General features: G+C 70.7%; 17 protein-coding genes and 1 pseudogene. 8 read left to right on the top strand and 10 right to left on the bottom strand.

Features of this window, described 5'->3' with window-relative positions; all coding sequences use genetic code 11:
• Positions 1 to 473: 473 nt before the first annotated feature.
• Positions 474 to 1091 carry a TetR/AcrR family transcriptional regulator gene (locus ACIRS4_RS33150; protein ID WP_404203116.1) on the bottom strand — a complete coding sequence of 206 codons (618 nt, stop codon included), beginning with the start codon at positions 1089 to 1091 and terminating at the stop codon, positions 474 to 476.
• Positions 1092 to 1186: 95 nt separating this feature from the next.
• Here ACIRS4_RS33150 and ACIRS4_RS33145 point away from each other — a divergent pair, with 95 nt between their 5' ends.
• Positions 1187 to 2623: an amidase gene (locus ACIRS4_RS33145; RefSeq protein ID WP_404203114.1), complete on the top strand. Its 1437-nt coding sequence runs from the start codon at positions 1187 to 1189 to the stop codon at positions 2621 to 2623.
• A gap of 29 nt (positions 2624 to 2652) precedes the next feature.
• Here the strand turns inward: ACIRS4_RS33145 and ACIRS4_RS33140 are convergent, their stop codons facing one another.
• Positions 2653 to 3252 carry a TetR/AcrR family transcriptional regulator gene (locus ACIRS4_RS33140; protein WP_404203112.1) on the bottom strand — a complete coding sequence of 200 codons (600 nt, stop codon included), beginning with the start codon at positions 3250 to 3252 and terminating at the stop codon, positions 2653 to 2655.
• Positions 3253 to 3315: 63 nt separating this feature from the next.
• Here ACIRS4_RS33140 and ACIRS4_RS33135 point away from each other — a divergent pair, with 63 nt between their 5' ends.
• From ACIRS4_RS33135 to ACIRS4_RS33125, 3 genes and pseudogenes are all read left to right on the top strand, one after another.
• Complete coding sequence (locus ACIRS4_RS33135) at positions 3316 to 4194, top strand: NAD(P)H-binding protein (RefSeq protein WP_404203110.1); 879 nt, start codon at positions 3316 to 3318, stop codon at positions 4192 to 4194.
• 302 nt (positions 4195 to 4496) lie between these two features.
• Positions 4497 to 4847: pseudogene (locus ACIRS4_RS33130) on the top strand (SDR family NAD(P)-dependent oxidoreductase); the annotation flags it as partial.
• Positions 4848 to 4885: 38 nt separating this feature from the next.
• Positions 4886 to 5119, top strand: coding sequence for a hypothetical protein (locus tag ACIRS4_RS33125; protein ID WP_404203132.1), 234 nt, complete (start codon positions 4886 to 4888; stop codon positions 5117 to 5119).
• A gap of 126 nt (positions 5120 to 5245) precedes the next feature.
• Here the strand turns inward: ACIRS4_RS33125 and ACIRS4_RS33120 are convergent, their stop codons facing one another.
• Positions 5246 to 5842, bottom strand: coding sequence for an NADPH-dependent F420 reductase (locus ACIRS4_RS33120; protein ID WP_404203107.1), 597 nt, complete (start codon positions 5840 to 5842; stop codon positions 5246 to 5248).
• A gap of 41 nt (positions 5843 to 5883) precedes the next feature.
• Positions 5884 to 6702 (bottom strand): inositol monophosphatase family protein, encoded by an 819-nt coding sequence (locus ACIRS4_RS33115; protein ID WP_404203105.1) that lies wholly within the window; start codon positions 6700 to 6702, stop codon positions 5884 to 5886.
• Between the two features lie 134 nt (positions 6703 to 6836).
• Here ACIRS4_RS33115 and ACIRS4_RS33110 point away from each other — a divergent pair, with 134 nt between their 5' ends.
• A complete protein-coding gene (locus ACIRS4_RS33110; protein WP_404203104.1) occupies positions 6837 to 7745 on the top strand; it encodes a LysR family transcriptional regulator in 909 nt (302 codons plus the stop codon).
• A 543-nt stretch (positions 7746 to 8288) separates the two neighbouring features.
• Positions 8289 to 9257 carry a hypothetical protein gene (locus ACIRS4_RS33105; protein WP_404203102.1) on the top strand — a complete coding sequence of 323 codons (969 nt, stop codon included), beginning with the start codon at positions 8289 to 8291 and terminating at the stop codon, positions 9255 to 9257.
• Positions 9258 to 9453: 196 nt separating this feature from the next.
• On the opposite strand, the gene ACIRS4_RS33100 is transcribed toward ACIRS4_RS33105, so the two are convergent.
• Positions 9454 to 10023, bottom strand: a complete 570-nt coding sequence (locus tag ACIRS4_RS33100; RefSeq protein ID WP_404203100.1) for a TetR/AcrR family transcriptional regulator — start codon at positions 10021 to 10023, stop codon at positions 9454 to 9456.
• Positions 10023 to 10343: a DMT family transporter gene (locus ACIRS4_RS33095; protein WP_404203098.1), complete on the bottom strand. Its 321-nt coding sequence runs from the start codon at positions 10341 to 10343 to the stop codon at positions 10023 to 10025. Before ACIRS4_RS33095 ends, ACIRS4_RS33100 begins: the two co-directional genes overlap by 1 nt.
• A gap of 238 nt (positions 10344 to 10581) precedes the next feature.
• Between ACIRS4_RS33095 and ACIRS4_RS33090 the strand changes: the two genes are divergently transcribed.
• Entirely contained in the window at positions 10582 to 11886 is a 1305-nt protein-coding gene (locus ACIRS4_RS33090) for a hypothetical protein (protein ID WP_404203096.1), read from the top strand.
• Between the two features lie 119 nt (positions 11887 to 12005).
• Here ACIRS4_RS33090 and ACIRS4_RS33085 read toward each other — a convergent pair whose 3' ends face one another.
• Complete coding sequence (locus tag ACIRS4_RS33085; protein WP_404203094.1) at positions 12006 to 12302, bottom strand: hypothetical protein; 297 nt, start codon at positions 12300 to 12302, stop codon at positions 12006 to 12008.
• Positions 12303 to 12374: 72 nt separating this feature from the next.
• Positions 12375 to 12557 carry a hypothetical protein gene (locus tag ACIRS4_RS33080; protein ID WP_404203092.1) on the bottom strand — a complete coding sequence of 61 codons (183 nt, stop codon included), beginning with the start codon at positions 12555 to 12557 and terminating at the stop codon, positions 12375 to 12377.
• A gap of 244 nt (positions 12558 to 12801) precedes the next feature.
• Here ACIRS4_RS33080 and ACIRS4_RS33075 point away from each other — a divergent pair, with 244 nt between their 5' ends.
• Positions 12802 to 13989, top strand: coding sequence for a serine hydrolase domain-containing protein (locus ACIRS4_RS33075; protein ID WP_404203090.1), 1188 nt, complete (start codon positions 12802 to 12804; stop codon positions 13987 to 13989).
• 61 nt (positions 13990 to 14050) lie between these two features.
• Here the strand turns inward: ACIRS4_RS33075 and ACIRS4_RS33070 are convergent, their stop codons facing one another.
• Both ACIRS4_RS33070 and ACIRS4_RS33065 read right to left on the bottom strand, forming a co-directional pair.
• Positions 14051 to 15460 carry a protein kinase gene (locus tag ACIRS4_RS33070; protein WP_404203088.1) on the bottom strand — a complete coding sequence of 470 codons (1410 nt, stop codon included), beginning with the start codon at positions 15458 to 15460 and terminating at the stop codon, positions 14051 to 14053.
• Positions 15461 to 15604: 144 nt separating this feature from the next.
• Positions 15605 to 16237, bottom strand: coding sequence for a GNAT family N-acetyltransferase (locus tag ACIRS4_RS33065; protein ID WP_404203086.1), 633 nt, complete (start codon positions 16235 to 16237; stop codon positions 15605 to 15607).
• Between the last annotated feature and the right edge of the window lie 216 nt (positions 16238 to 16453).

Raw genomic sequence — 16453 nt, 5'->3', positions numbered from 1 at the left:
CACGGGGCGGTTTGCACCACGATTCCCGGCTGGTTGGGTGAAGCGTAGCTCACCTGACTGGTTCTGGAAGTCCGCATGAAGCCGATCCCGATGAACTCGCGGCATTCCACACGAACCTGATAGTAACTGCCGCCATACGTGGCACCCTGACAACTTCCGATGCCGGTGGTCGTCGTGATTCCCGCCCAGCAACTCGGGGACGGCGTCGCGTGGGCGGGCGCCGCCACCAAGAGGCTGCTTGCGGAGACAATTCCCGCCGCCATCAATCCGGATAGGAATTTACGCCCCATCCCCATTTCCCCCCTCGAAGATCAAAGCTTTCCATCAGTGTGACGACATGCCAGACAGGGGCGCAACCGTTGCCGAAGAGTCGTGCTGAACCATTTACCATCACGATCACATCCGGCCCACCTTCGCTCCCGAGAAGGCAGAATTGGCCGTCCATCGCCACTCTTCGACAGAGCGACACCATTTCAGTCGACCTTTCCGGGACCGCCGGCGTCGAGGCGTTCCCACAGGCGGACCAGATGCGCGTGCAGGGCGTCCTCGGCCTCCTCGGCGGTCAAGTGCCCTACGAGCACATGGCTGGTCAGGCCGTCCGCGAGGGCGAGCAGGGCCCTCGCCTCGCCCTGGGGATCGAGCGCGGCAGCGTCGTCGCCGGCCTCCGTGACGAGGCGGCAGAGGAGGTCATGGAGAGCCTCGTAACTGATTCTGAGTTGGGCGGCGAGCGGCTCGCTGACGGCAGCCTGGGCGACGAACGCGAGCCATACCCGCGCCTCGGCTCGGTGCTGCCTGCGGAGCAGGGCGATCTCGGTGACCGCGTGCCCCAGGGCGGAAGCAGCCGACTGGGCCGGGCTGCTGGCCAGGCGGGCCCGTACGCGTTCGGTGATGCGCTCGCCGACGTGGTCGACGGCGAACAGGAGCATCTCCTCCTTGTTGCGGAAGCACCGCTGAACGGCGCCCAGGGAGACCTCCGCACGGGTGGCGACGTCGCGCATGGTCACCCCCTCCGGTCCGTGTTCGTCGGCGAGGAGGCAGACGGCCTCGGCGATCCGTCGGCGTCGACTCTCGTAGTCCACCTGCTTGGGCATGTTCGGGCCCCTCCTTTTTTCGATACGATCGTATCGGTTCTGGGTTATGGTTCCGACGCGAGCACTTGGACACATGGACGGGGAGGACAAGAATCGTGCGGGACGCCCTGTGGAAGATGCCTGCCGCAGCCCAGGCAGAGGCAGTCCGGAACGGAGACGTATCGGCTGTCGAACTGGTCGACAGTCATCTGGACCGCATCGCCGACGTCAACCCGCGAGTCAACGCGGTCACTCAGCTGATGGCTGAGCACGCCCGTGAAGCAGCGTCGCGGACGGATGCACGCCGGGCCGTAGGCGAAGAGCTGGGACCTCTGGCGGGGGTGCCGTTCACGGTGAAGGAGACCACCGCCGTCGAAGGTGTGCCGACCACGATGGGAGTGGCGCGCTTCCGCGATCTGGTGGCGACCGCCGACGCGCCCCCGGTGGGCCGGCTGCGTGCTGCCGGAGCCATACCGATCGGGCACAGCAACATACCCACCCTGGTCCTGGCGGGCATGCACACCAGGAGCGAACTGTTCGGCGACACCGTCAACCCGTGGGACCGGAGCCGGACTCCCGGAGGCTCCAGCGGCGGCGACGGAGTGGCCGTCGCCACCGGCATGGCCGCGCTCGGGCTCGGCAACGACTCCGGCGGATCGGTACGGATCCCGGCCTCGTTCTGCGGCGTGGCGGGACTTAAGCCCACCGCCGGGCGGTTCCCCGCCGACCACCGCATTCTCGGCTCGGACGACCCAGGACCGGCCTCACAGACGCTGGTCACCGACGGGCCCCTGGCCCGCAGGGTCGCCGACCTGCGGCTGGCGTACGAGGCGCTGGCCGGGACCGACCCGAGGGACCCGCGGGCCGTGCCGGTGCCCGTGCGCGGTGAGCCGCTGCCGGGACCGGTGAAGGTCGCGGTCGTCGCCGATCCCGGCGGCCACGGCGTCCATCCGACGGTCTGCGGAGCTGTCGCGGCCGCTGCCGACGCACTGCGGGACGCCGGGTACGACGTCCGGGAGGTGGAGGACGTTCCGCGGTTGGACGAGGCGCTCGAGGCGTACCACCGGATCGTCGTGACCGAGTTCGCCCCGACCTGGCCGGCGGTGCGGACGCTGCTCGGCGAGGGCGGAGATCGCTACATCGCGATGACGATGGAAAAGACGCCGCCCGCCACCGCGGCGGAGTTCATGCAGCTGATGGGCGTCTGGCTGGGCATCCGCCGCTCCTGGGCGGAGTTCCTCGACGAGTACCCGCTGCTGCTCGGGCCGGTGTTCACAGAGCCCGCCGTCGAGCCGGGGCTGGAGTCACGTGACCAGGCAGGACGGGAACGCGTCCGCTCCGGCATGCGCCTGTGCACCGTGACCAGCCTCGCGGGTGTGCCCGGGGTCGCCGTGCCGACCGGAGTGGCAGACGGCCTGCCGTGCGGCGTGCAGATCGTCGGGCGCGCGTTCCGGGAGGATCTGTGCCTGGACGCGGCCCAGGAGGTCGAGGACCGCCTCGGAGTGCTCACGCCGATCGATCCTCGCCCGGGAACCCCAGCGGCCGAGCGGTAGGCGGGGTGCGGGAGACCACCGGCAGCGGCTCACCTCCGCAGTTGGCGGAACGCCTGGTCGGCGTCGGCCACCGCCTCGGGGTGCACGTCGTGCGCGGGTCGGCCGTCGGCGATCTTTTGCCAGTTGGTCCGGGCGAGCACCCGTTGGACAGCGAGTACCTGGGCGGCCAGCAGACGTGCCCGGATGCCTTCGCCGAGGACGTCCGCCAGCGCCTCCTCGTCCTCGAGCTGGTACCGCGTGAGTCGTCCGGCCAGGCTCGGCGTGTCGAACACCAGCCGATGGAACGCCACCACCTCGGGGTGGTCGTTGAGGCCGGTGACGGGGTCGTACCGATCGAGGCCGGCACGGAAGTGCTGGTGCAGCGCCGTCACCGGTTCGCTGCCGGGCCTGCGGTCGCGTACGACGCGTGCCGCCTCGCCCTGGTGGTCCGCGAACCGGTGCAGCACCAGGTCTTCCTTGGTGGGGAAGTACCGGAAGAGGGTCGGCTTGGAGACCTCGGCCGCTGCGGCGACGTCGTTGACCGAGACGCGGTCGAAGCCGCGCTCGAGGAACAGCGAGACGGCCGCGTCACCGATGGCGTCGCGCGTCCGCTCCTTCTTGCGGGCACGCAGTCCCGTCGGCTCGCTCATCTGACCACCGTAACATTCTTGACCGAGTTGCTTTTTTAACCGAGTAACGCTTTCATGGCCGACATGAGTCAGACAGGCGTTCCTCCCGTGCTCGTGACCGGTGCGACGGGCCGTGTCGGCCGCGTCGTCATCGACCAACTCCTCGACGCGGGCGTGCCGGTCCGCGCCCTCACCCGTCGCTCCGAGGCGGCGGCGACGCTGCCGGGCAGGGTCGAGGTCTTCACCGGCGACCTCACCGTGCCCGAGACGCTCGACCCCGCACTGCATGGCGTCGGCGCCGTCTTCCTCGTCTGGACCGCCCCGCCTGGGACCGCCGCGGCGGTCGTCGAGCGGCTGGCAGCCCACGTGCGGCGTGTCGTCTTCCTCTCCTCCCCGCACCGGACGCCGCATCCCTTCTTCCAGCAGCCCAATCCCATGGCAGCGCTGCACGCCGACATCGAGCGGCTCATGGCGGCCACCGGACTCGAGTCCACGATCATCCGGCCGGGGATGTTCGCGTCGAACTCGCTGGCCTGGTGGGCGCCCGCGATCCGGGCCGGCGAGGTCGTCCGGTGGCCTCACGGCGCCGCCGAGACGGCACCGGTCGACGACCGCGACGTCGCAGCCGTCGCGGCACGGACGCTCCATCAGGACGGACACGCCGGAGGCGACTACGTCCTCACCGGTCCCCAATCGCTCACCCAAGCCGCACAGGTGAACGTCATCGGCGACGCTCTGAAGCGCCGGATCGCGTTCGAGGAGATGACGCCGGACGAGTTCCGAAGCCTGTCGGAGGGCACGGCGCCCGGCTCGGCCGTCGAGATGCTGCTCGCCGCATGGCGCGCGGCCGTAGGGCAGCCCGCGTACACCACCACTGCCGTGGCCGACATCCTCGGGAGGGCGCCGCGAACATTTCGCCAGTGGGCCGCCGACCACGCCCCCGCGTTCACGAAGGGTTCCTGACCTCGTCGAGGACAGGTTGATGTGGGGAACGCGGGTGAGGGTGACGTCGGGGTGCGCCCCGCGGGGCTCGCCATCCATGTCCTTGCTGACCGAGGGCCACGGGCCGCTGTCGCGTTCCTCCGGGCGGATCACCGGGACCGGGTGCGTCTCCGATCGGTCGACCGCGCCCGTGAGGATCCTCAGAGCGGGGAGGACGTGGCCCTTGGGCTCGGCCTCCTCGTCCCCCGGGCAGCGCTGGACCCGGACGTTCGCCGTCACCGGCCCTTGCCTTGGAGCGCGGTCCAACACCTAGCGTCTCCGCCATGACGACACCTCAGCACAAGATCGGATCGGGCTTCGGCGTCCGGAGCACCGCGGACGACGTCCTGAGCGGGATCGACCTGTCCGGCAGCACCGCGATCGTCACCGGTGGCTACTCGGGAATCGGTCCGGAGACGACCCGCGCCCTGGCGGGCGCCGGAGCCCGCGTCGTGGTCCCGGCCCGGCGGCGGGCGGCCGCGCAGCAGGCGGTCGAGGGCGTCGAGACCGACGACCTCGACCTGTCCGACCTCGACAGCGTCCGCTGTTTCGCCGAGCGGTTCCTGGCCTCGGGTCGCGAGGTCGACATCGTGATCGACAATGCCGGGGTCATGGCCTGCCCCGAGACGCGGGTCGCTGGATCCCGCTCTTACGCGGGCGCCGGATCCCGACCATGGCGGCGGTCGTCCCCTCCGCGACGGGAGCCGCTCTCGTCACGTTCGTCTGCTGCCTGCCCCTCGTCGCCCAGACCACGGGCAAGACGATCCGAGGCGACGCGGCTCCCGGCGATTCTCCCGACGACCTCTTGTTCTCCATCTGCTATGCGCCGCTGCTCCTGTGGGGGCCGCTCCTGGCCGTACTGACCGTCGCGTACTTCAAGCGCCGTCGGGATGGGGAGCTCAGGTAGGGAGGTGGCCGCGTTCGCCGTTGTGGTCGAGCAAGCACACAATCTCGTCGAGGCCGCAGAGGGTGCGCGGGGTCGTGACGACACTTCCTGGACACCCACCCCGGCGGCGGTGCACCGGTGTGCGGATCAGCGGGCGATCGAGATCGCGAAGGGCGCGAATCCGCTGGACCGGATCACGTGCGGCACGAACAGGATCGCGGCCTCCGTTGCGCGGGCGGTCTGGATCCCGCCGAGATCAGTGATCCACTCCTTGCGCCAGCCGAGGTCGACGAGCAGTTCACGGACGGTCTGCTTGGCCTGCGGGTCGTCGCCGGAGAGGAAGGCGTCGGGCGCCCGGCTGAGCATGGCCGGCGCGGTCATCACCGGGAAGAGCATGGTGTTGAGTGTCTTGACGACGCGCGTTTCGGGGAGCGCCGCCTGGAGTTGCTCGGCGAGGCTCGAGCCGGGGTGGATCAGGTGGGCAGGCAGTCCGTCCGGTCCGTCGACGGTGGCGTTGGAGACGTCGACGAGGATCGTGTCGCGCAGTTCCTCGCGCAGGGCGACGAGGCGGTCCAGCGAGCCGGCTCCCGGGGTGGCGTTGATGACGATCCGGGCCGTCCGGGCAGCGTCGGCGGCGGCACCCGGCGCGCGGTCCGCCACGGTCACCTCATGCCCGGCCCGCGTGAGGGCTGTGGCCAGATTGCCGCCGACGCGGCCGTTTCCGAGAACTGCGATCGTGGTCATGGTGATCTGGTCCTTCCGTGCGTGCAGGTAGTGGTGCGCGGTCAGCGTGAGATCGTGGCGACGGCCTCGGCGTGGACGCCGGGTGCGGCGGCCAGGAGGCTTTCGCTCTGCGGGGTCCAGGGGCGGCCCTCGGCGTCGGAGATCCGTCCGCCGGCCTCGGTGACGAGCAGCGCCCCGGGCAGCAGGTCCGCGCGGGCGCCGGCGAACTGCCAGAAGGCGTCGATCCGGCCGGCGGCCACGTTCAACAGGTGCAAGGTCGCGGGCACGGCGGTGCGGACGACGAGTGCCTCGAAGAGCATCGCGGTGATCGAGGAGCCGACGCGCCGCACGACCTTCTCGTCCTCGTCCGGCCGGGCCTGACTGGTGGCCACGATGCTCAGGCCGAGGTCCGCGGTCCGGGAGACGTGCAGCGGTCGGCCGTCGAGGTGGGCGCCCGCGCCGGTGAGCGCGGTGTAGGTCTCGCCGGTCAACGGCAGGTGGACCGCGGTGAGCACCGGCTGGTTCTCACGTACGAGGGTGGCGGTCACCGCCCATTCCGGCAGGCCGTGCAGGTGGTTGACGTTGCCTTCGGCCGGATCCACGACCCACCATTCGCCGGGCGGCAGCGCCCCGCCGTCCAGCTCGTCCTCCACCCATCCGGCGTTCGGGCGCAGGCGCGTGAGACGGGGGCGCAGGATGTCGAGGGCGGCGTCGTCGTTGGCGGCGAGTGCGCGCATCAGCTCTTCGCGGGTCCGGTGGGGGACCACCTCGCCGAAGCGCTCGCGCAGCGCTGTCCCGGCCGCGCGCACGGCGCTCACGGTCTGGCCGAGCAGGTCGGCGTCGGAGGCGGTGACGTCAGTGGTCTGGAGCGTTTCGGACATGGCGGGACTCCCGTGCGAGGGGGGGATGAGGCGGGTCGGGTCGAGCTGTGCGTTCCGTCTTGCGGCTCGTCCCGAAGGTATGCGGCCCTTTGATTAACTTCAAATGCATGTGAAGCACGCCTAGGATTACTCACATGCAATTGGATTTGAACCTGCTCGCCGCGCTCGACGCGCTGCTGGAGGAGGGAAGCGTGGCCGGGGCGGCCGCGCGACTGCACGTCACCGCCCCCGCGATGAGCCGGAGTCTGGGCCGGATCCGGCGCACGACGGGGGATCAGATCCTGGTGCGCACAGGCCGCACGATGACCCCGACGCCGTATGCGATCGCCGTCCGGGAACAGGTGCACGAGCTGCTGCACCAGGTCCAGGGGGTGCTGGCGCCGAGCCGTGAGCTCGATCTGGCGACGCTGGAGCGCACCTTCACACTGCGCTGGCACGATTCCCTGGTCGCCTTGAGCGGCCCCGCACTGCTCTCGGCCGTGCGAGGACAGGCGCCGGGCGTGCGACTGCGCTTCGTCGCGGAATCGAACATCGACACCCCCGAGTTGCGGCGCGGGGAGGTCGACCTGGAGGCGAACGCCAACCGGCCGAGCGCACCGGACATCCGTGCCGAGAACGTGGGCGAGACGCCCCTCGTCGTCGTCGTGCGGCGGGGGCACCCCCTCACCCGCGTCAGGACCGTCACCGCACAGCGGTACGCCGCCGCTGAGCACGTCACCGTCTCGCGACGGGGAAACCTCAGCAATGCTCTCGACGACGCTCTCGCGCGGCTCGGCCTCACCCGCCGTGTGGTGGCGACCGCGCCCACGGAAGCGGCCGCGCTGGAGTTCGCGCGCGGCTCCGATCTCCTGATCTCCGCCCCCGAAGCCACCACGCGGTCAGCGGTCGCCGACCTCGGCCTGGTCGTGCTCCCCCTCCCCCTCGAACTACCGTCGGCGCCGATATACCTGTCGTGGCATCAGCGCTACGACACCGACCAGGCCCACGCCTGGCTGCGCGGGCTGGCGCGAACCGCGCTGGCCACGTGCGGAGCGTCGTCGTAGTCGGCGCCGTCGGGCGTTCATCCCTACGCCCTGAGCCGCTTCCAGCCGGGGCACATGCGGAGCCGCCGTCGACGCCCATGACGGCACCCGGCTGGACCGGTACGTCCGGACCCGGGCAAGGCCTGGACTGCACCAGCCGTCCGCACCTCGACCGGCCCCGCACGGTGATCGACGCTCGCGCCTCCGCCGGCGACGGGCTGGTCCGGGTCGGCGGGGCTCGTCGTCCTCGCCGGGCCACCCGCCTCGGGCGAGCACGCCGACTTCGGTGCGGGCTCCGTGGACCTGACGCGACCGGCTCCGGTCGAGGTACCCACCGCTGCGACGTCACGCGGTCAACCTCCGTGACCGGGCAACGCCGTACGCATGCACGGGGAACACGCGCAGCGGGCGTTTCCGCTCGACCGTCACGCCGCGTCCTCCGCGGGACGCCGCAGCCTTCGTCACGTCCCTCTCGATCAAGGCCCGGTCCGTGCAACGCGGGCGGCCGATCCCGCGTCTGGCAGGGAGAACAGCCAGGAACCACCCCCTCGAACGGAGTGCTCGGTGCTCATAGGACTCCTGACCGCCGTCGCGGCCTCGATTTGTTACGGCACGGGCTCCGTCCTGCAGGCCGTCGGCTCCCGCAAGTCCGCCCGCCGCGGGGCGGCCGCCGGACACACCGCCGGACAGGTCACCGCGCATGGCGGCCCCAGCCTCTCCTCCACCGCCCAGGCCGCGATGACCTGGGAGTTCGTCGTCGGCACGGTCCTGGACTTCATCGGCTTCGGGCTAGGCGCGCTCGCCGCCCGTCTGCTGCCGCTGTTCCTCTCCCAGACGGTCATCAGTGCCAACCTCATCATCACGGCCGTCCTGAGCGTCAAACTGCTCGACATCCGGCTGACCCGGTCGGAGTGGACCTCGATCGCAGTCGTCTGCTCGGCGCTGGTGCTGCTCGCGAGCGCGGCGGGTCCTGAGGGCAGCGGGCACACGCCGATCACGACCCACTGGTGGCTCCTCGCGATCTCACTGCTGCTGATGGCGGGCGGCACGGTCCTGGTCCGGCTGCTCGGAGCCCGGGCCGCGATCCTTGCCGGACTGCTCTCCGGTCTCGGCTTCGGCGCGCTCGGCGTGGGCGTGCGGGTGCTGAACGGAATCGATCCGTTCGACCTGGGCGCGCTGCTCGCCGACCCGGCCCTGTACGCCGTCCTCGTCGCCGGAATGGGCGGCATGTACCTGCACACCGTCGCGCTGCAGCTCGGGTCGGTGAACGGGGCCACGGCGGCGCTGGTGGTCGGCGAGACCGTGCTGCCCGGCATGATCGGCGTCTGGTGGCTGGGGGACGCCTCCCGCCCCGGCTTCGCCTGGCTGGCGGTGATCGGCTTCGTCCTGGCGGTCTCGGGCGCGGTGGCGGTGGCCTGGTTCGGCGCACCGGAGGACACCGGGAAGGACGCACCGGAGAACACCGGGAAGGACGCCCCGGCCTCGACCGACACCCCCGCCCAGAGGCCGGAGCTCGCCCAGGACCGGGTCTAGGGCCTGTCTGACAAATCCCCGTCGTCCGCCCGCAGAGCAGGCGGGGATTTGTCAGACAGGCCCTTGGACCGTCCGGGCGGCCACGTTCGCCGCCGGACGGAGGAGACCGTCGCCGCGGCGGTGCCCGGGACGGCGTGGCCGCGCTTGCCGTGGCGGGTGACGACCGTGCAGAGCACTGCACGTCCAGGCTTCGGACTCACCGATGCCGCGCTTGGCCGCTCACCCCGATGACCCGCGTGAACGCATCCCTCGCGTACTCCTCGTCGTACTCCCCTCCCGTCAGCAGTACTTGCAGACAGATGCCGTCGAGCAGAGCCACCAGGGCCCGCCCGGTGCGCGGGTCGGTGCGCCGGGAGAGCAACTCTGCGACCTCCTCACACCATTCGGCGGCGACGGCGCGCAGCCCGGGGCGGCGCAGCGCGGCGAGATAGAGCTCGTACTCCAGCTCCACGCCGGCGCGGTCGCCGCCCAGCCACTGGCCGGTCAGCCGGGCCAGCTCGGCGGCGAGGTCGCCGCCGGGGTCGGCGAGGGCGCCGCCGTGTTCGCGCACCACCTTGGCGAAGCCTTCGCTGGCCTGGCGAAGGGCGGCCACCAGCAGGTCGTCCAGGCTCTTGAAGTGGTACGTGGTGGAGCCGAGCGGCACGTCGGCCTCGGCCGCGGCGGTGCGATGGCTGAGACCGGAGATGCCGGAGCGCCCCACCACCCGGATCGCGGCGTCGATGATGCGCTGGCGCCGCTCGGGGTCGTACCGCCGTGGCGCCCCCATCAGTGCGCTCCTCCGAGATTGAGCAGCACGACGCCGAGGATCACGCAGAGGATCCCGGCGAGTTTGGCGGGCCCGGCCGTCTCGCCGAGGAAGAGGATCCCGATCGCGGCGACCACCGCGGTGCCGGCTCCGGCCCAGATCGCGTACGCGGTGCCGACCTGCATCACCTTCAAGGTCTGCGCGAGCAATGCGAAGGCGATCAGATAAGCGGCCACCGTGCCGAGCGACGGCCACAGCTTGCTGAACCCCTCGCTGAACTTCATGGCCGTGGTCCCGGCCACCTCCGCCGCGATGGCCGCGGCCAGCAGTCCGTATCCCATGTGTACGAGTGTACACATCGTTGCGTACGGGCGTACACAACCGAGGAGTGGTCACCTCGGCCCGGGGGCACACGGGGGGTCACACCCCCGCCGCAACTTGCCGCTGGCGTAAGTGCGTTGGAGCGGTACGTCCGAAAAATAGATCATCATGATCTCTGTCGGGACTATAAGATCGACGGGTTCTTGGCTGCCGAAGTGTGCCGACCGGTGACCGCCCCCCGGTCGTGAGAGGACCCCTGTGAAGTTCCGCCGTTGCCTCGCCGTGGCCGCCACCGTCACGGTGGCCACCCCCATCGCGCTGCTCACCGCCGCTCCGGCCTTCGCCGCCGGGACGTCCGCGGGACCGACGCAGAACCAGCCGACGTACGCGGAGTTGACGCAGGCGGCCACCGACGCCCAGAAGACCTACGACGCGGCCGTCACGGCGGAGAAGGAAGGGCGTAAGGAGCTGGAGGCCACCCTCAAGGCCCTGGACTCCGACACACACCCGCTCAGGGCGGCGGTCACCGCGGCGAACAAGACGGCCAAGGAAGCGGCCGCCGTGAAGGACGCGGCCGAGAAGGCCGTCACGGACGCCGAGGCCAAGCTCGAAGCGGCCCAGAGCGACACCGAGAAGGCCGAGGCGCAGCAGGTCCTCGAGGCTGCGGAAGGCGACCTGGCGAAGGCGATCGCGGCCCAGCAGGTGGCCGACGCGGCGGCCGCGCAGGCTCAGACCGCACTCGACGACGCCCGGGTGGCGGCCGCCCGTAAGTACCACCAGGTCCAGCAGGCCCTGGAGACGGCCCGAGCCGCCAAGGAGGCCGCCGACAAGGCGCTCGCCACCGCCAAGCAGTGCGTTCGGGAGGACGGGCTGACCTCTCTCGCGGTGGGGCTGCCGACCGAGGTCGCCGCAGGAACCACCGTCGACTTCACCTTGCGCGTCACCAACGGCACCCGGCGCACACTGACCGTCGACAACCTGGTCTTCTTCCACAAGGCCGGGGAAGATCGCGGCACGAAGGACCTTCTCAAGGTCGAATGGTCCAACGGCCCCGTCTGGCAGACGCTGAACGGTGAGGAACCGCAGCACATCGCCCGCATCGACGCCATGAAGCCGGGCGAGCACAGCGAAGTGAAGCTGCGCATGACGGTCGACCCCGCCGCCGAGAACGCCGACGCCTTCGCCCTCCTCGCCGGTGACGCCTCCGACGCGTACAACCCGTGCGTGCTGGGCCCGATGAAGCGCTACGAATTCAAGCTCACGCCCTCGGGCGACAAGACCGACCCGGTCGACGACGCCAAGCCCGGCGATCCCGGCCAGAACGACGACGAGCGGCCCGGAGCGGCGAAGCCCGGCAAGGGTTCCGGCCTCTCGGCGCAGGGTGGCGCGTCCCAGCAGGTGACCACGACGACGGCCACTGGTGCCGGCTCCCATGGCAGCCTCGCCGCGACGGGTTCCTCTTCGGCGATGACGCCGATGGCGCTGACCAGTGCCGCCACCGTCGCGCTCGGCACCGGACTGGTCGTCGCCGCGCGCCGACGCAGGTCCACGAGCGACGTCTGATCACCGGCCGTCAGGCACAGGCCCTGCAGGTGCTCCAGCCTGCAGGGCCGACGAGCGCGCTGGTCGCCGACGATCAGAGCGCGGGCTTCGGCCGGTACGACCGCGGACCCCGCGGTGAGTCAGGCGTGCACGTGGCGGGGTGCAGTCGCCCTTCGTGAGGCGGCGTGGTGCGCAGGGCGGCCGGCTGAGCCTGCGGCCCGAAGACGCTGCAGCCACAGGGAGGCCGTGAGCAGGAGACCGGTGAAGATGGCCAGGAGGAGGACGGACACCCACATCTGCCGGCTGCCGGGAGACTGCCAGCCCGTCCAAGCTGTCGATGCGGCCCACACGAGGACGCCCACCACGTAGAAGACGCGAACCTGGCGCAGTTGTCGCACGGCCCGCAGGGACTTGACGCGATCAGTCTTGGATGCCATGTCGGCCCGTGTACCCCGGTGTGCGCGCTTAAGCGGATCAAGTTCTTCCCGTCGCGCCGATCACCCGTGCTCCTACCGCTCGGTGTCTTCCTCGAAATCACGTCGCACTGCTGCACCTTGATCTTCGATCAGGCCGGCGTCGTCGGGGAAGTCCAGAATTGTGCCGCAGTGGCCGCACAGCTTCCCGTCTTCGGCCGGCGTGCCGCACGCCTTGCAGAACCGGTTGCCCTGGTCGGATCCGGTCTTCGGTGCCATGGCTCTCCTCAACGCGATGAACGGTGATGGCTGGGGAGTGCCCGTGATGCAGCGGTTGATGCTCCGCCAGGTCCCGTGCTGTGCCTTCCGGTCCATGCCGTCGCCGCCGTCGGGCCTTCACCACCAGGGCTGACTTCACGCGGTCGACGCCGGACCGGCCACGGCCCACAAGGGGGGTGGCCCCCCTTCGGTCTGGGGGTGCGCCGGATCGCGCCCCGCCCGAGGGCGAACCTAGCGTCGAGCCATGACTTCGACTCTGCGAAAGCACCTGGCACTGGCGCTCGGTGTCGCCACGCTCCTCGCCGCCGAGGTGGCCCCCGCCGTCGCCCAGCCCGCCGGTCCCTCCCCTGCGGAGCGGTTACACCGGGACACCGAGGCGATCCACGCACTCGGTGTCAGCGGTGTGCAGGCCCGCGCGATCGCGCCTGACGGCAGGCAGACGGTCGCCACCAGCGGCACCGCCGATCTGAACACCGGCCGCCCGGTGTCCCACCGCGGCTACTTCCGCATGGCCAGCACGTCGAAGACGCTGGTCGCCACCGTGGTCCTCCAACTGGAGGCCGAGGGCCGGCTCTCCCTGCACGACACGGTCGACCACTGGCTGCCGGGAGTGGTGCAGGGCAACGGCAACGACGGCAGCCTGATCAATGTCCGCCACCTGCTCCAGCACACCGGTGGAATCCGCGACGACATGCCCGGATACACCACACCGGACGAGTACTACGAGCAGCGCCACGACGTGCACAGCCCGGAGCGGCTCGTCGCCCGGGCCATGGCCCACGCGCCGGAGGGTTTCGACCCCGGCAAGGGCTGGGCGTACTCGAACACCGGCTACATCCTGCTCGACATGATCATCCAGAAGGCCACCGGTCGACCCGCCCACCGGGAGATCGAAGACCGCATCCTGCGCCCGCTGGGCCTCGACCAGACCCGGTGGATGGGCGTCTCCCCCACCTTGCCCCGGCCCCACGCCCGGGCCTACCAGTTCTTCGGCCCCGGTTCCCGGGTGGACGTCACCGACCAGATACCGGTGGACCACGAGAACCTGTCGTGGGTCACCACCACCCGGGACGAGAACCGCCTCTTCCGCGCGCTGCTCGGCGGCCGCCTGCTGCCCGCACAGCAGTTGGCCAAAATGAAGCAGACCGTCGCCGTGAGCAAGGACGTCCAGGAGCTGTGGCCCGGGGGCCGGTACGGACTGGGCCTCGTCGAACGGCCCTTGAAGTCGTGCGGGGGAACCTACTGGAGCCATGAGGGTGGGGACGGCGGCTACATCACCCTCAACGGCGTCACCGACGACGGCAGGCGTAGCGCCGTGGTCTCGATGTCCGAGGCCCGCGGCGACACCCTGGGCCACATCAAGGAGCAGGAGGACGCGGCCAGCGCCCTGATCGACCACGCACTGTGCGCCGGGAGCCCCGGCACTCCGTGAGCGGCCGCCGTTTCCCGCTGACCGGCGCACGCCGCGCGGGGCACTGCCGACGGCGGCGTGTTCACTCGGTCGACTTGTTCTGCTTCTTGTCGTCGGACTTCAGTTCCGCCTTCTGGGCTTTCCCGGCCTTGTGCGACTTGCCGGAGCGTTTGCCGGGTGGCGCCGCCTTCGTCCCGGTCCGTGCTCCGCTGTCGGACGCGCCGTGGGGTACCGGGCTGCGGCCCGCGCTGCCGGAGGCGGGACGGTCTTCGCGTACCGGGGTGGCGTCACGAAGTGGCTGGTCGGAGGCCTCGCTGGGCGCGGACGAGGCCGGCGGAGCCTCGACTGCTGCGGCGTCGTTCCTTGCTGCGGCGCTGCCGTCGGGGGCGGCGTTCTCGGCAGGGCTGCTGACGGCCCGTGAGGGGTGCTCGTCGCTTCGCTGGTCCGGGAAGACGTCGGTGACGGCGAGGGCGGCGGCCATGGCGGTGACGAGCGCGAGGGTTCCGCCGGCTGCCAGAACCCGGCTCCGTGCAGGAGCGGCTCGGACGGGAGCGGGACGTGCGGTCAGGTGCGTGGCGTCATCGTGCGTCGGTTGCCCACCGCGCACGGCGGCTGTGTCGTCGACCGTGGGCGTGGTGGGCGCCGCGGGTGCGGAAAGAGCCGCCGTGTCCGCCACGGCGGCCAGTGTGCGCGCGCATTCGAGCGCCGAGGGACGGGTCCCCTCGTTCCTGGCCGTCATGTCCCCCAGCAGCACGGCGAGCTCGTTCGGCAGAGCGCTGGGCAGTACGGGTGGGCGGTGGAGCCGCGCGATGGCCGCCTCCAGAGGCCCGCCGTCGTACTCGAGCCTGCCCGTCAGGCATTCGAGAAGCACGAGCCCGAGGGCGTAGACGTCGGCAGACCGACCGACGGGCTCGCCCAGCACCTGTTCCGGAGAGAGGTAGGCGGCGGTGCCGACGATCGTGCCGGTGACCGTGCGGGTGGTGGCGTCGACCAGCCGGGAGATACCGAAGTCGGTCAAGTAGGGGCGGTTCGATGCGCCGAGAAGGATGTTGGACGGCTTGACGTCACGGTGGACGACGCCCTCCGCATGGGCGTGGGCCAGGGCCCGGGCCAGATCGGCGCCGAGTTCCGCGGTCTCCCGAGGCGACAGAGCGCCTTCGGCGATACGGGTTTTCAGCGTGGAGCCTTCGACCAGTTGCATGACCAGGTAAGCGCGGTCGTCGTGCCGTCCGGCGTCGTAGGCGGTGACCAGCCCGGGGTGCTGCAACCGCGCGAGGATGACGGCCTCGCTCGAGAAGCCTTCCTCCGCTTCGACGCCGGTGCCGGGCCGGAAGACCTTCACCGCCACAGCACGCCTGAGACGCAGGTCGAAACCACGGTACACATCCGCCGCGCCACCCGAACCGATGCGGGTGTCCAGCCGGTAGCGGCCGGCCAGTATCTCGGCCGAACACCGGGAGGCCAACGCCATCGCCGACTCGCGGAGCCGCATTCCATCTCCTCATGCTTCGAAGCACCATTGTCGCGGGTGCCCGTCTGCCGAGGCACGCCGGACGCAAGTACCCGTGAGATGCCGGACTACCCCTCGAAACCATCTTGCAGGACCGTGGTCAGGCGCGGGAGCGCGCTCCACCGGTCACAACCGGTCCAGTTCCTTCGTGGTGCGCCCGAGGTAGGTGACCGACCCGTCGCCGGGCACGTCGATCTCGTGGAAGCCCACGCGGTCGTAGAAGGCTCTCGCTCGGGTGTTGGCGGTCGCCATGGAGAGATGAACGGCCGGCACCCCCCTGTCCTGGAGGGCCTGCAAGAACGTCCTCATCAGTCGGCGTCCGTGTCCGAGGCCCTGCCATTCCGGCAGCAGGTCGATGTGCAGATGCGCGGGATGGTCGGCCACTTCGGGGAGGACCATCCGCTCGGGAGTGTGCAGCAGGTGGGCGATCGCCTCGTCCGGGGTGCGCGTCGGTGTCGGCGGTTCCGGGTACCGGGCGGTGACCAGGGGCAGCCATGTGGTGCGGAAGGTCTCGGCGAAGCGTGGCGTGTCGGCGGTGCCGAGTATGTAGCCGACGGCCAGGCCGTGCCCGTCGTCCAACACGAAGGCCGACTCCGGCTCCAGGTGGACGTAGGGAGCGGCGAACGTGGCCGGGAAGATGCCGGGGTCCTCGTAATGAGGACGGCTGTCCTGGCCCCCGTGGGCCGTACGGATGCAGATGTCGTCGAGGGCCGGCCGGTCCTCCGGGCGGTAGGGGCGAATCCCTGGCGGCATCGTCATGACGGCATCGTGCCCCATGCCCGCTCACCGCGGTACCTCTCGGGGTTGGAGAACGAATGGGCCGGCATCACCGGGGCGGGGCCACTCGGCCTTTCGGTCGCCTGTGCGGGTGTGTGTGGCGAGGACCTGAGTGCCCGTGAGCGATCCGTCCTTGCAACTGCGCTACCCGACCTGTCACACGATCGTTTCTTCCGACTGGTCCGAGTGGCTCACCCG

The organism is Streptomyces sp. NPDC101166 (assembly GCF_044768125.1).
GTDB lineage: Bacteria > Actinomycetota > Actinomycetes > Streptomycetales > Streptomycetaceae > Streptomyces.
Note: the sequence above shows the minus strand (reverse complement) of the source record. Positions and strands in the feature narration are given on the sequence as shown.

What these genes read in the sequence shown, in the direction of transcription:
- ACIRS4_RS33125 (WP_404203132.1), top strand. Translation starts at nt 4,886, where the DNA reads ATGGCGGCGGTCGTCCCCTCCGCGACGGGAGCCGCTCTCGTCACGTTC.
- ACIRS4_RS33095 (WP_404203098.1), bottom strand. Translation starts at nt 10,343, where the DNA reads ATGGGATACGGACTGCTGGCCGCGGCCATCGCGGCGGAGGTGGCCGGG.
- ACIRS4_RS33110 (WP_404203104.1), top strand. Translation starts at nt 6,837, where the DNA reads ATGCAATTGGATTTGAACCTGCTCGCCGCGCTCGACGCGCTGCTGGAG.
- ACIRS4_RS33085 (WP_404203094.1), bottom strand. Translation starts at nt 12,302, where the DNA reads ATGGCATCCAAGACTGATCGCGTCAAGTCCCTGCGGGCCGTGCGACAA.
- ACIRS4_RS33080 (WP_404203092.1), bottom strand. Translation starts at nt 12,557, where the DNA reads ATGGCACCGAAGACCGGATCCGACCAGGGCAACCGGTTCTGCAAGGCG.
- ACIRS4_RS33140 (WP_404203112.1), bottom strand. Translation starts at nt 3,252, where the DNA reads ATGAGCGAGCCGACGGGACTGCGTGCCCGCAAGAAGGAGCGGACGCGC.
- ACIRS4_RS33115 (WP_404203105.1), bottom strand. Translation starts at nt 6,702, where the DNA reads ATGTCCGAAACGCTCCAGACCACTGACGTCACCGCCTCCGACGCCGAC.
- ACIRS4_RS33135 (WP_404203110.1), top strand. Translation starts at nt 3,316, where the DNA reads ATGAGTCAGACAGGCGTTCCTCCCGTGCTCGTGACCGGTGCGACGGGC.
- ACIRS4_RS33075 (WP_404203090.1), top strand. Translation starts at nt 12,802, where the DNA reads ATGACTTCGACTCTGCGAAAGCACCTGGCACTGGCGCTCGGTGTCGCC.
- ACIRS4_RS33150 (WP_404203116.1), bottom strand. Translation starts at nt 1,091, where the DNA reads ATGCCCAAGCAGGTGGACTACGAGAGTCGACGCCGACGGATCGCCGAG.
- ACIRS4_RS33100 (WP_404203100.1), bottom strand. Translation starts at nt 10,023, where the DNA reads ATGGGGGCGCCACGGCGGTACGACCCCGAGCGGCGCCAGCGCATCATC.
- ACIRS4_RS33120 (WP_404203107.1), bottom strand. Translation starts at nt 5,842, where the DNA reads ATGACCACGATCGCAGTTCTCGGAAACGGCCGCGTCGGCGGCAATCTG.
- ACIRS4_RS33065 (WP_404203086.1), bottom strand. Translation starts at nt 16,237, where the DNA reads ATGACGATGCCGCCAGGGATTCGCCCCTACCGCCCGGAGGACCGGCCG.
- ACIRS4_RS33070 (WP_404203088.1), bottom strand. Translation starts at nt 15,460, where the DNA reads ATGCGGCTCCGCGAGTCGGCGATGGCGTTGGCCTCCCGGTGTTCGGCC.